Here is a 13,772-nt window from a genome sequence, read left to right on the forward strand (position 1 = left end):
TGTCCCTTCCCACATGGGATCTGCGGTGTTTGGTAGATGTCTTTTTGCCATACCACCGCCGCTCGGCACCTATCTTGCCTTCCAGGCCGAATTGGGCGTTTTTTTTGCAGCGCTTGGCGGGCATACTAGGCCGTCCCTTTCCCTGGTGTCGCCCGCCTCTATGCTTCGCGCCTTGATTAGCCTCGCTCTTGTCTGCCTGCTCCAACCGGCGTTTGCCGACGAGCGCGCACAAACTCAACAACAGTTGGACGCTACGCGTCAGGACATTACCGAGCTGAAAAAACTGCTCGGCAAGCTCCAGGAAGAAAAATCCGGGGTGCAGAAAGACCTGCGCGGCACGGAAACCGAAATGGGCAAGCTGGAGAAGCAGGTCCAGGAGCTGCAAAAAGAACTAAAGAAGAGCGAGTCGGAACTGGAGCGACTCGACGCTGAGAAAAAAAAACTCCAGAGCGCACGCGTTGAACAGCAACGCTTGATCGCGATCCAGGCCCGCGCCGCCTACCAGAGCGGCCGCCAGGAATACCTCAAGTTGCTGCTCAACCAGCAGAACCCGGAGAAATTCGCGCGCACCCTGACCTACTACGACTACCTGAGCAAGGCCCGCCTGGAGCAACTGAAAAGCTTCAACGAGACCCTGCGCCAGTTGGCCAACGTCGAACAGGAAATCGCCAACCAGCAGTCGCAGCTGGAGGACCAGAAAGCCAGCCTCAACGCCCAGCGCGACGAGCTGGACAAGGTCCGCAAGGAGCGCCAGCTGGCCCTGGCCAAGCTCAATGACGACGTGAAGGCCCGCGACGCCAAGCTGCAGGCCCGCGAGCAGGACCAGGCCGACCTGGCCAAAGTGCTCAAGACCATCGAAGAAACCCTGGCACGCCAGGCACGCGAGGCCGAAGAGGCGCGACAGAAAGCGCTGATCGCCCAGCAGGAAGCGGAAAAAAAGCGCCAGCGTGAGGCCGAACTGGCAGCCACCACCGATGCCCCGGCGCCGCGCAAACCGGTACATGCCGCCCCTGGCCCGCTGGTTTCCAGTGCCGGCGAGTCGTTCGGCGGCCCTTTTGCTTCAGCCCGCGGCAAACTTCCATGGCCGGTTGATGGTCGACTGCTGGCACGCTTTGGGGAAACCCGGGGCGATGACACCCGTGCCAAGTGGGACGGGGTGATGATCAGCGCCTCTGCCGGCAGCCAGGTCCACGCCGTACATGGCGGGCGCGTGGTGTTTGCCGATTGGCTGCGGGGCGCCGGTTTGCTAGTGATTCTCGACCACGGTAATGGCTATTTAAGCCTTTATGGCCACAATCAGACGTTACTCAAGTCGGCAGGTGATGTTGTAAAAGCCGGTGAATCTATCTCCACTGTCGGTAACAGTGGTGGCCAGGACACCCCGGCGCTGTACTTCGCTATTCGTCAGCAGGGTCGCCCGAGCGATCCCGCACAATGGTGCCGGTCCCAAGGATAGGGTCGCATCTACATTAGGAGTTCGTTCGACATGCTGCATTTGTCCCGCCTCACTTCGCTGGCCCTGACGATCGCCCTGGTCATCGGCGCGCCTCTGGCTTTTGCCGACCAGGCCGCCCCGGCTGCACCCGCCGCCACGGCCGCGACCACCAAGGCGCCATTGCCGCTGGACGAGCTGCGCACCTTTGCCGAGGTCATGGACCGGATCAAGGCCGCCTATGTCGAACCTGTAGACGACAAGACCTTGCTGGAGAATGCCATCAAGGGCATGCTCAGCAACCTTGATCCGCACTCCGCCTACCTGGGTCCGGAAGATTTTGCCGAGCTGCAGGAAAGCACCAGCGGTGAGTTCGGCGGCCTGGGCATTGAAGTCGGCGCCGAAGACGGCAATATCAAGGTGGTCTCGCCCATCGATGACACCCCGGCGTCCAAGGCCGGCATCCAGGCCGGTGACTTTATCGTCAAGATCAACGGCCAGCCGACCCGCGGCCAGACCATGACCGAAGCCGTCGACAAGATGCGCGGCAAGATCGGCCAGAAAATCACCCTGACCCTGGTGCGCGACGGCGGCAACCCGTTTGACGTGACACTCACCCGTGCGACCATCGTGGTCAAGAGCGTGAAGAGCCAGCTGCTGGAGTCTGGCTACGGTTACATCCGCATCACCCAGTTCCAGGTCAAGACCGGCGACGAAGTGGCCAAGGCCCTGGCTAAGCTGCGCAAGGACAACGGCAAGAAACTCAGCGGCATCGTGCTCGACCTGCGCAACAACCCGGGCGGCGTGCTGCAGTCGGCGGTGGAAGTGGTCGACCACTTCATCACCAAGGGCCTGATCGTCTACACCAAGGGCCGTATCGCCAACTCCGAGCTGCGCTTCTCGGCCACCGGCAACGATCTCAGCGAGAACGTGCCATTGGCCGTGCTGATCAACGGCGGCAGCGCCTCGGCCTCGGAAATCGTCGCTGGCGCCCTGCAAGACCAGAAGCGCGGCGTGCTGATGGGCACCACCAGCTTCGGCAAAGGCTCGGTACAAACCGTGCTGCCGCTGAACAACGATCGCGCCCTGAAGATCACCACCGCGTTGTACTACACGCCGAACGGCCGCTCGATCCAGGCCCAAGGCATCGTGCCGGACATCGAAGTGCGCAAGGCCAAGATCACCAACGAAATCGACAGCGAGTACTACAAGGAAGCAGACCTGCAAGGTCACCTGGGCAATGGCAACGGCGGTGCCGACCAGCCAACCGGCAGCAGCAAGAAAGCCAAGCCGATGCCGCAGGACGATGACTACCAGCTGGCCCAGGCGCTGAGCCTGCTCAAGGGCCTGAGCATTACGCGCAGCCGTTGATATGCGTGTTGCCCTGATCATCGCTGTGCTGTGCAGCCTGGCAGGGGTCGCCCAAGCGGCCCCTGCCGGCGAATTCCACAAAGCCTACCTGACCCTCATCATCGACGACCTGGGGCAAAACCTGCCCCGGGATCGTCGCGTGCTGGCCCTGCCTGGGCCGGTGACCACGGCGATCATGCCCGACACGCCCCACGCCGCCGAATTCGCCCGCGAAGCGCACAAGGCCGGCAAGATCGTGATCCTGCACATGCCCATGGACCCCGCCACCGGCCCGTTCGCCTGGCACCCGGAACTCTCCATGGAAGAACTTGGCCAACGCCTGGACGCCGCCTTCAAGGCCGTGCCCTACACCGCCGGCATCAACAACCATATGGGCAGTCGCATGACCGCCCAGCCGGCCGCCATGGCCTGGCTGATGGCGGAACTGCAGCGGCGCAACAAATTCTTCGTCGACAGCCGCACCAGCGCACAGACCGTGGCCGCCGCCGAGGCGCAGAAGATCGGCCTGGCCCATGTCTCGCGGGATGTATTCCTCGATGATGAGCGCACCGAAGCGGCGATTGCCACGCAGCTGCAAACCGCGATCAAGCTGGCGCATAAACAGGGTTCGGCGGTGATGATCGGCCACCCCTATCCGCAGACGCTGGCGGTGCTCGAGCGCGAATTGCCCAAGCTCCAGGCCCAGGGCATCGAGTGGATTGATATCAAGCTGATGATCAGTGTGCGCAGCAATCAAGCCATGCCGGGGCACGGCAAGAACGGCGTCTACCGCTACAAATAGTCCGCCATGATCTGTTCCACCCGCCCTTCAGAGCGCAACTGATCCAACGCTGCCTGCAGCCTGGCTACCGTCTCATCCGGCACATCCTTGTTCAGCGCCAGGTACAACTGGGCACTGTTGAACCGCAGCACAGTCTTGAGCCCGGTCACACCGACCTGGCGCGCCAGGTAACGCCCGGCCGGGTCGCCGGTGGCCCACAGGTCGATCTGGCCATCCACGAGCTTTTGCGCGTTGTCCTGGTCACGCAACACCACCACCGGGTTAAGGCCCTGCTTCTCCAGGGTCTCGGCGATGGCATCGCCTTTATAGGCGCCGATCCTGTAGCGGCGCGCATGCTCCAGGTCGTCGAGCTGGATCTTGCTGTCGGCCTTGGCCAGCAGCACCCAGTCGTCCGGGCCGATGGGGCCGACCCACTTGAACAGCGCTTCACGATCCGGCAGGCGCGCCATCACAAACACGCCATAGCCGGGTTTCTCCAGGGCGAGCTTATAGATTCGCTCCCAGGGAAAACGCAGGGTGAGATTGTAGGAAATGCCGGCACGCTTGAAGGTTTCGCGCACGATGTCCACGGCGATACCTTCGATGTTCTCGTCCCTGGCGAAGTTCTTGCCGTTCTTGGCCATGTTGTAGGGCGGGAAATTTTCCGTCAGCAACACCAGGGAGGCGTCGGACGGCTCTTCGGCGTGGGCCGCACTCACCATGAAGATGGAGGTGCTGGCGAGGGCAAGCAGCAGGGTCTTGAACATGAAGGCTACCGGAATCCATGGCAAGCGCAGAGAGTGCCGCGCGCCTGCCATGGTGTCCAGCAACGTTTAGCGAACGACGATACCGCGCGCCGCCATGTAGGCCTTGGCCTCGGGAACGGTGTATTCGCCAAAGTGAAAAATACTCGCCGCCAGCACCGCGCTGGCATGGCCTTCGATGACGCCGTCGGCCAGGTGTTGCAGGTTACCGACGCCGCCGGAAGCGATCACCGGAATACCCAGCGCATCGCTGATGGCGCGGGTCACGCCCAGGTCGAAGCCGTTCTTCATGCCGTCCTGGTCCATGCTGGTCAGCAGGATTTCCCCGGCGCCCAGGCCTTCCATCTTCATCGCCCACTCCACCGCGTCCAGACCGGTCGGCTTGCGACCGCCATGGGTGAAGATCTCCCAGCGCGGGGTTTCGCCCGGGCCGGAGACTTTCTTGGCGTCGATGGCGACCACGATGCATTGCGAGCCGAAGTGCTGCGCGGCTTCGCCGACGAACTCCGGGTTGAACACCGCAGCAGTGTTGATCGAGACCTTGTCCGCACCGGCATTGAGCAGGTTGCGGATGTCCTGCACAGTGCGCACGCCACCGCCCACGGTCAGCGGGATAAACACCTGGCTGGCCATACGCTCGACGGTATGCAACGTGGTGTCGCGACCATCGACGCTGGCAGTGATGTCGAGAAAGGTGATCTCGTCGGCACCCTGCTCATCGTAGCGACGGGCGATTTCCACCGGGTCGCCGGCGTCACGGATGTTCTCGAACTTGACGCCCTTGACCACGCGACCGTTGTCGACGTCCAGGCAAGGGATGATGCGTTTGGCCAGCGCCATGGTCAGTCCTCAGCCGTTGTAGGCATCGCAGTAAGCCTGGGCTTCGGCGACGTCCAGGGTACCTTCGTAGATCGCGCGGCCGGTGATGGCGCCGATGATCCCTGGCGCCTTGGCGTCCAGCAGCGACTTGATGTCGCCCAGGTTGTGAATGCCGCCGGAAGCGATCACCGGAATCTTTGTCGCCGCCGCCAGCGCCGCGGTGAACGGCACGTTGCAGCCCTGCATCATGCCGTCTTTGGCGATGTCGGTATAAACGATGGCGGACACGCCGTCGGCTTCGAACTGCCTGGCCAGGTCGATGACTTGCACGGTGCTGATTTCAGCCCAGCCGTCGGTGGCGACGAAACCGTCCTTGGCGTCCAGGCCCACGATCACCTTGCCCGGGAACGCGCGGCAGGCTTCGGCGACGAAGGCCGGGTCTTTCACGGCCTTGGTGCCGATGATCACGTAGCTCACGCCGGCCTTGACGTAATGCTCGATGGTTTCCAGGGAGCGGATACCGCCGCCGATCTGGATCGGCAGGTTCGGGTAGCGCCTGGCGATCGCGGTGACCACCTCGCCGTTGACCGGCTGGCCTTCGAAGGCGCCGTTCAAGTCCACCAGATGCAGACGCCGGCAGCCCCCTTCCACCCATTTGGCAGCCATGCTCACCGGGTCATCGGAGAACACGGTGGAATCTTCCATACGGCCTTGGCGCAGACGGACGCAGGCGCCGTCCTTGAGATCGATAGCGGGGATAATCAGCATCTGGCAAACCTTATTCGATATTCAGCAATGCTTGGGAAATCAGGGTTTCTCAAGCGACCACAGGTCGCTTTCGATGCTTTCGAACCTTTCTTTAAGGAGCGTCTGCGTATCGAAAATCGCCCTGTTGTAATAGTGCGGAGCCACTTCGGTGGTGAACAGCTCAAGAATCTCGGCGACCTCGAACGAGCCCAGCTTGAGCTCGAAGCGGTCTTCCATGAAGCGCTTGATCTTGAGGGTAGCCTCACTTTCCTGCTCTGGCGTGAGGTTCAAGATCGGCAGCTTCGGCTTCCTGGCCATTTACCAGCGCCCATCCCAGGCGGCGAAGTTCTGCAGCAATTGCAGGCCATGGGTATGGCTCTTCTCCGGGTGGAACTGCACGGCAAAACGCGAACCTTCGGCCAACGCAGCGGCGAAGTCGACGCCGTAGTGCCCACCCCCCACCACCTGGCGCGGTTTACCGGCGGCGATGTAGTAGCTGTGCACGAAGTAGAAGCGCGCCATGTCCGGGATGTCGTGCCACAGCGGGTGATCCACCGCCTGGCTGACTTCGTTCCAGCCCATGTGCGGGACTTTCAGGTGGGCGCCGTCTTCGTGCAGGTCCTTGCCGAAGAACTTCACCTGGCCGGGGAACAGGCCGATGCAGTCGACGCCGTCGTTCTCTTCACTGCGATCGAGCAAGGCTTGCATGCCCACGCAGATGCCGAGGAACGGACGATCCTGGCTGACTTCGCGCACCAGGCTGTCAAAGCCCAGGCGACGGATCTCGGCCATGCAATCGCGGATCGCCCCCACACCGGGGAACACCACGCGGTCGGCTTCGCGAATCACGCTGGCATCGCTGGTGATCAGCACCTTGCCGGCCCCTACGTGTTCGAGGGCCTTGGCCACCGAGTGCAGGTTGCCCATGCCGTAATCGATAACCGCGACCGTCTGCATTACAGGACGCCCTTGGTCGAGGGCATCTGCCCGGCCATGCGCTCATCCAGCTCCACGGCCATGCGCAGCGCGCGGCCGAAAGCCTTGAACACGGTTTCGATCTGGTGGTGGGTGTTGGTGCCACGCAGGTTGTCGATGTGCAGGCTGACAAGTGCGTGGTTGACGAAGCCCTGGAAAAATTCCTGGAACAGGTCGACGTCGAAGCCGCCCACGGTGGCGCGGGTGTACGGCACGTGCATCTGCAGGCCTGGGCGGCCGGAGAAGTCGATGACCACACGCGACAGCGCTTCGTCCAGCGGGACATAGGCGTGGCCGTAGCGACGGATGCCTTTTTTGTCGCCGATGGCCTTGGCAAACGCCTGGCCGAGGGTGATGCCTACGTCTTCCACCGTGTGGTGGTCGTCGATATGCAGGTCGCCCTTGCTGACGATATCCAGGTCGATCAGCCCGTGACGGGCGATCTGGTCCAGCATGTGCTCAAGAAAAGGTACACCGATATCAAATCGGGCCTTTCCGGTGCCATCCAGGTTGATCGAGGCTTTGATCTGGGTTTCCAGAGTGTCGCGCTCGACGGACGCCTTACGTTCGGCCATCACCAGCTCCGCAAAATCATTGGGCGAAAAAGGCAGCCATTATAGGGGCGCGGGCGCTAAACAGAAACATCGAAGGGGATAAGACTGACGAGTTGAGGCGGGGAATGTCGGGGATAGACATGTATACACAAGCGGGCGCTCCAGGATGGTGCGCCCGCTTGTATTCAACTTAGTGGAACAGTACCGCCGTCTTCTGCAGGGTCACCCACACACCCCACGCCAACGGAATACCCACCACCAGCCAGGCGGCAATTGCCAATGGCACGGTGCCGGGCGCCGCTTTCCACTCCAGGGAAGTGGTGGCATCAGCCCCTTTGTCATGGCCCAGCGCTTGCTCTGCGGCAAGTTCTGCATCGGTCATGAAGTACTTGTCGGCCACCGGGCGGACCAGCATGTTGCAGATAAAGCCCAGCACCAGCAGGCCGGCGAGGATGTACAAGGTGATGTCATAGGCCGCAGCGCGTTCAACGCCGATGCTCAGTTGATACTCACGCAGGTAGTTCACCAGCACCGGGCCCAGCACGCCCGCCGCTGCCCAGGCGGTCAGCAGGCGACCGTGGATCGCGCCGACCATCTGGGTACCGAACAGGTCGGCCAGGTAGGCCGGGACGGTCGCAAAGCCACCGCCGTACATCGACAGGATGATGCAGAACGCCGCCACGAACAGCGCCACGTTGCCCAGGTGCCCCAGGTTCGGGATCAGCGCATACAGGGCAAAGCCCAGGGCGAAGAACACGAAGTAGGTGTTTTTACGCCCCAGGTAGTCGGAGAACGAAGCCCAGAAGAACCGACCACCGATGTTGAACAGGCTCAGCAGGCCGGTGAAGCCCGCAGCGATGGCGGCAATCGACGCCAATTGCCCGGCGTCCAGTTGGCCAAACGGCACATCGACACCCAGCAGCTTGCCACCGAACACTTCCTGCAGCAGCGGCGAAGCCATGCCGAGGATGCCGATACCGGCCGACACGTTCAGGCACAGCACCAGCCATACCAGACGGAATTGCGGGGTTTTCCACGCCACATTCACGTGCACGTGACGGTGGGTGATCATCGCGTTACTGGCTTTTTTCGCCGGTGCGGTCCAGCCCTCAGGCTTCCAGCCAGTGGGTGGAACGCGGTAGGACAGCGCGCCGCCGATCATGAACACGAAGTAGATCGCAGCCATGACCAGGAAACTCTGCCATACGCCCACGCTAGTCGGCGAAGCAAAATGCCCCATCAGCGCAGCAGCCAGCGGGGCGCCCACCATTGCGCCGCCGCCGAAGCCCATGATCGCCATGCCGGTGGCCATGCCGCGCTTGTCCGGGAACCACTTGATCAGGGTCGATACGGGCGAGATATAGCCCAGGCCCAGGCCGATACCGCCAATGACCCCGGAGCCGATCCACATCAGCCAGATCTGGTGGGTATAGATACCCAGCGCCGAGATCAGCAGGCCGCCACACCAGCACAACGCCGACACAACACCGGCCTTGCGCGGCCCGGCATGTTCCAGCCAGCCACCCCAGATCGCTGCCGAGCAGCCCAGGAAGATGAAGAACAGGGTGTAGATCCAGCCCAGCATGGAGATGGGCCAGTCGCATTGGGACGAGAAGACTTGGGCGATGAAGCTCATGTCCGGCGCACAGGCAACCGGTTTAGTGATACCCAGCGCCTTGGACAGCGGCAGCCAGAACACCGAAAAGCCGTAGGCCATGCCGATGCACAGGTGGATGGCCAGGGCGGCCGGTGGAACCAGCCAGCGGTTGAAGCCGGGCTTGGCGATAATGCGCTCCTTGGACAGGAACGCAGGCTGGGCGGCAGTAGTGCCGGCCACAGTGCTAGTGCTCATTGATGAATCCCCCAGTTATTAGTATGCGTTCGTCAGGCGCTCTCTCCCTCGGCCTTGCACGCAAAGCGTGGCCGTTTTTGTAGAGTGAAGCTCCATTTTGGCGCGACGATAAGTCGCAGAAGGCGAACGAACGGCCGAAGATTAGCATTAGCGAGTGACAGAAAAACCAAAATGACATCATCTTTTTGCGATTTTTCGGTTTTATTGGCGTCAAAAACCCGTTTTCGCCCCTATGGATACAATGTAACGATCGGTGACCTGACGCAGGCCGTCGGGCGTTATACTCTGCGGCTAAATTTTGAAATCGACATACAAGGACTCGCCCATGAAAGCGTTCGGCAAAATCCTGGGTCTGGTACTTCTCGGGCTGTTGCTGATCATTGTGGCTCTGGGCTTCGCCCTGACCCATCTCTTCGATCCCAACGACTATAAAGACGAGATTCGCCAGATTGCCCGCGACAAGGCCCACATCGAGCTGACGCTCAATGGCGATATCGGCTGGAGCCTGTTCCCCTGGCTCGGCCTGGAACTGCACGAAGCCAGCGTGGCGACCCTGACCACGCCGACCCAACCCTTCGCCGACCTGCAAATGCTTGGCCTGTCGGTACGCGTGCTGCCGCTGCTGCGTCGCGAGGTGCAAATGAGCGATGTGCGTGTCGAAGGCCTGAACCTGCGCCTCAACCGCGACAAGCAGGGCCATGGCAACTGGGAAGACATCGGCAAGACCGCGCCGGTGGCAACTGCCGGAACCCCCGCGCCAGCGCAAGCGCCTGCCGAGCCCGAAGCGGAAAAACCGTCCAAGCCGATCCGCCTGGATATCGACAGCCTGACGGTCAACAACGCCCGCGTCGAATACAACGATGAACAGACCGGCAAGCAATTCAGCGCCGAAAGTATCCAGCTGAGCACCGGCGCCGTGCACGAAGGTGCGAGCATCCCGGTGAAACTCACCGCCTTCTTCGGCAGCAACCAGCCAGTGATGCGCGTCAAGACCGAGCTCAACGGCAACCTGCGTATCGAACGCGCGCTCAAGCGCTACCAGTTCGAAGACATGAAAGTCACCGGCGAAGCCACTGGCGAGCCGCTGCAAGGCAAGACCGTGACCTTCTCCACACAAGGCCAGTTACTGGTGGACCAGGCGGCCAATATCGCCGAATGGACCAACCTGAAGCTCTCGGCCAACCAGTTGCGCGCCTTGGGCGAACTGAAGGTCAACGACCTGGACAAGACCCCGCAACTCAGCGGCGCGCTGTCCATCGCCCAGTTTGACCTGGCCAAGTTCCTCGACAGCGTCGGCAACCCGCTGCCGCCCATGGCCGAGGGCAGCCTGAGCAAGGTCGAGCTGGTCAGCCGCCTCAAGGGCACGCCGACCAGCCTGGCGCTGGAAGACCTGAACCTGAAACTCGATGGCAGCACCTTTACCGGTCGTATCGCCGTGGACGACTTTGCCAAGCAGGCGCTGCGCGTGCAGCTCAAGGGCGATACCTTCAACGCCGACAACTACCTGCCGGCCAAGTCCGAATCCGCCAAGGGCGCGACCGCCGCCCGCCAGGCCGAAGTGCAGAACAGCGAAGCCGGCGCCATGGCGGCCGGGGGCACCACGCCACTGCCGGAAGCACCGACCAAAGGCGCCTGGAGCACCGACAAACTGCTGCCATTGGCCCATCTGCGCAAGCTGGATGTGAATGCCGACCTCGCCTTCGGCCAACTGACCCTGAGTAAATTGCCGATCCAGAATGCCGTGCTGAAAGCGTCCGGCGTCGACGGCCAACTCAAGCTCGACACCCTGAGCGGCGGGCTCTACAACGGCACCTTCCAGGCCAACGGCAGCCTGGACGTGCGCCAGGACATTCCGCTGCTGGCCCTGCAAAGCCGGATCAGGCAGGTGCCGGTCGAACGCATCCTGCAGGCCCAGGGGCAAACGCCGCCGGTGAAAGGCCAGGTCACCCTCGACAGCAACCTCAGCGGCCGCGGCAACAGCCAGAAAGCCCTGATCGACAGCCTCAACGGTACCGCCAGCTTTGTGATCAACAACGGCGTGCTGCTCAACGCCAACCTCGAGCAGCAACTGTGCACCGGTATCGCCCTGCTCAACCGCAAGACCTTGAGCGGCGAACAACGCGGCAAGGACACACCGTTCCAGGAGTTGAAGGGCAACCTGACCTTCCGTAACGGCGTCGCCAACAACCCCGACCTGAAAGTGCGCATCCCCGGGCTGGCGGTCAATGGCAACGGTGACGTCGACCTGCGCGTACTGGGCATGGATTACCGCGTCGGCATCATCGTCGAAGGCGACCAGCGCGAAGTACCGGACCCGGCCTGCGAAGTCGGCGCCAACTTCCAGGGCATCGAAGTGCCGTTGCGCTGCCGTGGCCCACTGGAACTCGGTGCCAAGGCCTGCCGCCTGGACAAGGACGGCCTGAGCCAGGTCGCGATCAAGGCGGCCGGCAACAAGCTCAGCGAGAAGCTGGAAGAGAAGCTCGACAAGGTCAATCCGCAGCTCAAAGATGCTTTGAAAGGCCTGTTCAAACGATGAAAAACGAGCAGTTTTCAACGGCGGTGCTGGACTGGTACGACCGCCACGGCCGCCATGACCTGCCCTGGCAACAGGGCATCACGCCTTACCGGGTGTGGGTTTCGGAGATCATGCTGCAGCAGACCCAGGTCAGCACGGTGCTCAATTACTTCGACCGCTTCATGGCCTCCCTGCCAACGGTCGAAGCCCTGGCCGCCGCGCCGGAGGACGAAGTGCTGCACCTGTGGACCGGCCTGGGTTATTACACTCGGGCGCGCAACCTGCAAAAGACCGCGAAAATCATCGTGGCCGAGTACGGCGGCGAGTTTCCCAGGGATGTGGAAAAACTCACCGAGTTGCCCGGCATCGGCCTGTCCACCGCCGGCGCGATTGCCAGCCTGAGCATGGGCCTGCGCGCGCCGATCCTCGATGGCAACGTCAAACGCGTGCTGGCGCGCTTCACCGCACAAGAGGGCTACCCCGGCGAACCCAAGGTGGCCAAGCAGCTGTGGGCCACCGCGGAGCGCTTCACACCCCATGATCGTGTCAACGCCTACACCCAGGCGATGATGGACATGGGCGCCACCCTCTGCACCCGCAGCAAGCCCAGCTGCCTGCTGTGCCCGCTGGAAAAAGGCTGCGAAGCCCACCTGCTCGGCCTGGAGACACGCTACCCGATCCCCAAGCCGCGCAAGAGCATCCCGCAGAAGCGCACGCTGATGCCGATGCTGGCCAATGCCGAAGGCGCCATCCTGCTTTACCGCCGCCCCTCCACCGGCCTGTGGGGCGGCTTGTGGAGCCTGCCCGAACTGGACGACCTGCAAGACCTCGAACACCTGGCCAACCAGCACGCTCTCGAGCTGGGCGAGCACCAGGCACTGCCGGGGCTGATCCACACCTTCAGCCACTTCCAGCTGGCCATCGAACCCTGGCTGGTGCAGGTCGAGGAATCCGCCCATCACGTGGCCGAGGCCGACTGGCTCTGGTATAACCTCGCCACCCCGCCGCGCCTGGGCCTTGCCGCCCCGGTAAAGAAACTGCTGAAACGCGCGGCCGATGTATTGAACGCAGGAGAGTCGTCATGACCCGCACCGTAATGTGCCGCAAGTACAACGAAGAATTGCCAGGCCTGGAACGCCCTCCGTACCCAGGTGCGAAGGGCCAGGACATTTTCGATCACATCTCCGCCCAGGCATGGGGCGACTGGCTGAAACACCAGACGCTGCTGATCAATGAAAAACGCCTGAACATGATGAACGCCGAAGACCGTAAATACCTGTCAGGCGAAATGGACAAGTTCTTTTCCGGCGAGGATTACGCCAAGGCTGACGGCTACGTGCCGCCTGCTCAATAATTGATCAAAAATCGGGGTCGGCACGTAAGCGACGGTAATAATTAAATATTTTTTGAAAACTTGCTTGACGACCCCCTGAAAAACCCGTTTAATGCGCCCCGTTGCCCAGATAGCTCAGTCGGTAGAGCAGGGGATTGAAAATCCCCGTGTCGGCGGTTCGATTCCGTCTCTGGGCACCACTAATTAGTTTCAGGTGGTGCAAAAACCACCCGAAAGCCCACAAGAAGCCCGCCCAGTGCGGGCTTTTTGTTGTCGGGGATTTATAGATGCCGCCTGGGGCGATCGAGCATCGCCCCAGGGGATTTCAGTTAGCTGCGATCCGACATCAATGTGAACACTGCCACCCGCTCCTGATCGGATATCTCAAAGCCGCGCTCTTCCACCCGATCCAGCCAGCCCTGGGCTGACAGCTGCTCGCCAAAGCGTACCAGGCGCCCGTAACGCTCGAAGACCGCCCTCAACACATTGATCATCGCCGGATAGCTGCAACCGCCATCAAAGCCAATGCTCAGCCTTCCGATTCGCGAGCGCTCAATTACGTAGCCACTGACGGGCCGCTTAAAGTCCTTTTTCGTCATATCCCTGTGCTTCCAATACGGCAAGTTCAAAAAACGGCACAGCCAATTTGA

The 13,772-nt window shown here is 61.9% G+C and carries 14 protein-coding genes and 1 tRNA gene; 7 read left to right on the forward strand and 8 right to left on the reverse strand.

Annotated elements, in window-relative coordinates; all coding sequences use genetic code 11:
* Window positions 1-160: 160 nt before the first annotated feature.
* From BFQ01_RS14280 to BFQ01_RS14290, 3 genes are read left to right on the forward strand one after another with little or no spacing between them, the layout of a single operon-like run.
* Complete coding sequence (locus BFQ01_RS14280; RefSeq protein ID WP_065925752.1) at window positions 161-1,456, forward strand: murein hydrolase activator EnvC family protein; 1,296 nt, start codon at window positions 161-163, stop codon at window positions 1,454-1,456.
* 30 nt (window positions 1,457-1,486) lie between these two features.
* Entirely contained in the window at window positions 1,487-2,803 is a 1,317-nt protein-coding gene (locus BFQ01_RS14285) for a S41 family peptidase (RefSeq protein ID WP_027605074.1), read from the forward strand.
* A 1-nt stretch (window position 2,804) separates the two neighbouring features.
* On the forward strand, window positions 2,805-3,584 hold the full coding sequence (locus tag BFQ01_RS14290) for a divergent polysaccharide deacetylase family protein (protein ID WP_065925753.1): 780 nt from the start codon (window positions 2,805-2,807) through the stop codon (window positions 3,582-3,584).
* Here the strand turns inward: BFQ01_RS14290 and BFQ01_RS14295 are convergent.
* From BFQ01_RS14295 to BFQ01_RS14325, 7 genes are all read right to left on the reverse strand, one after another.
* Window positions 3,575-4,330: a substrate-binding periplasmic protein gene (locus BFQ01_RS14295; RefSeq protein ID WP_065925754.1), complete on the reverse strand. Its 756-nt coding sequence runs from the start codon at window positions 4,328-4,330 to the stop codon at window positions 3,575-3,577. The two genes, BFQ01_RS14290 and BFQ01_RS14295, sit on opposite strands and share 10 nt — an antisense overlap.
* 66 nt (window positions 4,331-4,396) lie before the next feature.
* Window positions 4,397-5,167, reverse strand: a complete 771-nt coding sequence (gene hisF, locus BFQ01_RS14300; RefSeq protein WP_003171107.1) for an imidazole glycerol phosphate synthase subunit HisF — start codon at window positions 5,165-5,167, stop codon at window positions 4,397-4,399.
* 9 nt (window positions 5,168-5,176) lie between these two features.
* On the reverse strand, window positions 5,177-5,914 hold the full coding sequence (gene hisA, locus BFQ01_RS14305; RefSeq protein ID WP_027605077.1) for a 1-(5-phosphoribosyl)-5-[(5-phosphoribosylamino)methylideneamino]imidazole-4-carboxamide isomerase: 738 nt from the start codon (window positions 5,912-5,914) through the stop codon (window positions 5,177-5,179).
* Between the two features lie 39 nt (window positions 5,915-5,953).
* Window positions 5,954-6,211 (reverse strand): DUF2164 domain-containing protein, encoded by a 258-nt coding sequence (locus BFQ01_RS14310; protein WP_065925755.1) that lies wholly within the window; start codon window positions 6,209-6,211, stop codon window positions 5,954-5,956.
* On the reverse strand, window positions 6,212-6,850 hold the full coding sequence (hisH, locus tag BFQ01_RS14315) for an imidazole glycerol phosphate synthase subunit HisH (RefSeq protein WP_065925756.1): 639 nt from the start codon (window positions 6,848-6,850) through the stop codon (window positions 6,212-6,214).
* Complete coding sequence (hisB, locus tag BFQ01_RS14320) at window positions 6,850-7,443, reverse strand: imidazoleglycerol-phosphate dehydratase HisB (RefSeq protein ID WP_017849940.1); 594 nt, start codon at window positions 7,441-7,443, stop codon at window positions 6,850-6,852. Before hisB ends, hisH begins: the two co-directional genes overlap by 1 nt.
* Before the next feature lie 169 nt (window positions 7,444-7,612).
* Window positions 7,613-9,274, reverse strand: coding sequence for an OFA family MFS transporter (locus tag BFQ01_RS14325; RefSeq protein ID WP_065925757.1), 1,662 nt, complete (start codon window positions 9,272-9,274; stop codon window positions 7,613-7,615).
* 325 nt (window positions 9,275-9,599) lie between these two features.
* On the opposite strand from BFQ01_RS14325, the gene BFQ01_RS14330 reads away from it, so the two are divergent.
* The 4 genes from BFQ01_RS14330 (at window position 9,600) to BFQ01_RS14345 (ending at window position 13,322) form a co-directional block, all read left to right on the forward strand.
* Complete coding sequence (locus tag BFQ01_RS14330) at window positions 9,600-11,810, forward strand: AsmA family protein (protein ID WP_065925758.1); 2,211 nt, start codon at window positions 9,600-9,602, stop codon at window positions 11,808-11,810.
* Window positions 11,807-12,874: an A/G-specific adenine glycosylase gene (mutY, locus tag BFQ01_RS14335; RefSeq protein WP_065925759.1), complete on the forward strand. Its 1,068-nt coding sequence runs from the start codon at window positions 11,807-11,809 to the stop codon at window positions 12,872-12,874. Before BFQ01_RS14330 ends, mutY begins: the two co-directional genes overlap by 4 nt.
* Window positions 12,871-13,143 (forward strand): oxidative damage protection protein, encoded by a 273-nt coding sequence (locus BFQ01_RS14340; RefSeq protein ID WP_027605083.1) that lies wholly within the window; start codon window positions 12,871-12,873, stop codon window positions 13,141-13,143. The genes mutY and BFQ01_RS14340 overlap by 4 nt, the downstream gene beginning before the upstream one ends.
* A 103-nt stretch (window positions 13,144-13,246) precedes the next feature.
* Window positions 13,247-13,322: transfer RNA gene (locus BFQ01_RS14345), tRNA-Phe, on the forward strand.
* Between the two features lie 129 nt (window positions 13,323-13,451).
* Here the strand turns inward: BFQ01_RS14345 and BFQ01_RS14350 are convergent.
* Complete coding sequence (locus tag BFQ01_RS14350) at window positions 13,452-13,721, reverse strand: hypothetical protein (protein WP_027605084.1); 270 nt, start codon at window positions 13,719-13,721, stop codon at window positions 13,452-13,454.
* Between the last annotated feature and the right edge of the window lie 51 nt (window positions 13,722-13,772).

This window comes from Pseudomonas sp. 8 R 14 (genome assembly GCF_900005955.1).
GTDB classification, from domain to species: domain Bacteria; phylum Pseudomonadota; class Gammaproteobacteria; order Pseudomonadales; family Pseudomonadaceae; genus Aquipseudomonas; species Aquipseudomonas marginalis.